The organism is Pseudomonas corrugata (genome assembly GCF_001269905.1).
GTDB lineage: Bacteria > Pseudomonadota > Gammaproteobacteria > Pseudomonadales > Pseudomonadaceae > Aquipseudomonas > Aquipseudomonas corrugata.
The window spans coordinates 1-973 of the sequence record NZ_LHVK01000018.1 but is presented as its reverse complement, the minus strand read 5'-3'; positions in this window follow the sequence as shown (position 1 = coordinate 973).

Here is a 973-nt window from a genome sequence, read left to right as displayed (position 1 = left end):
CGAAGGACCTGCTTTTCTGGTTCGGAGTGGTTGACGATCAATGTGGTTTTCAGACACGGCGTGTCGCCTGGACGCGAGGATTGGCGGTGGACGGGCCGATCACCGCGTGCGGGCCAATGCAATGAATATCGTCATGTGCAACCGAAGGAGATCCGTCTCCGGGACTGTCTCCTTACAGGCCAAAAAAAATTAGAGCATTCGGTAGGGCATGTCTGTCATGGGAAGCAGGGACAAGTCCCGGCGACGAGCAGGCGGATGCCAATCCTGTAGGAGCCGGGCTTGCCCGCGATGGCGGTGGCACAGTCAACATCAATGCAAGCTGACCCACCGCTATCGCGAGCAGGCTCGCTCCCACATTGGACTTGGGATGAGCTCGGCCTTTGCGGACGCCGCCAGACCTGTGGGAGCCGGGCTTGCCCGCGATGGCGGTGGCACAGTCAACATCAATGCAAGCTGCCCCACCGCTTTCGCGAGCAAGCCCACTCCCACATTGGACTTGGGATGAGCTCGGCCTTTGCGGACGCCGCCAGACCCGTGGGAGCCGGGCTTGCCCGCGATGGCGGTGGCACAGTCAACATCAATGCAAGCTGACCCACCGCTATCGCGAGCAGGCTCGCTCCCACATTGGACTTGGGATGAGCTCGGCCTTTGCGGACGCCGCCAGACCTGTGGGAGCCGGGCTTGCCCGCGATGGCGGTGGCACAGTCAACATCAATGCAAGCTGACCCACCGCTATCGCGAGCAGGCTCGCTCCCACATTGGACTTGGGATGAGCTCGGCCTTTGCGGACGCCGCCAGACCTGTGGGAGCCGGGCTTGCCCGCGATGGCGGTGGCACAGTCAACATCAATGCAAGCTGCCCCACCGCTTTCGCGAGCAAGCCCACTCCCACATTGGACTTGGGATGAGCTCGGCCTTTGCGGACGCCGCCAGACCCGTGGGAGCCGGGCTTGCCCGCGATGGCGGTGGCACAG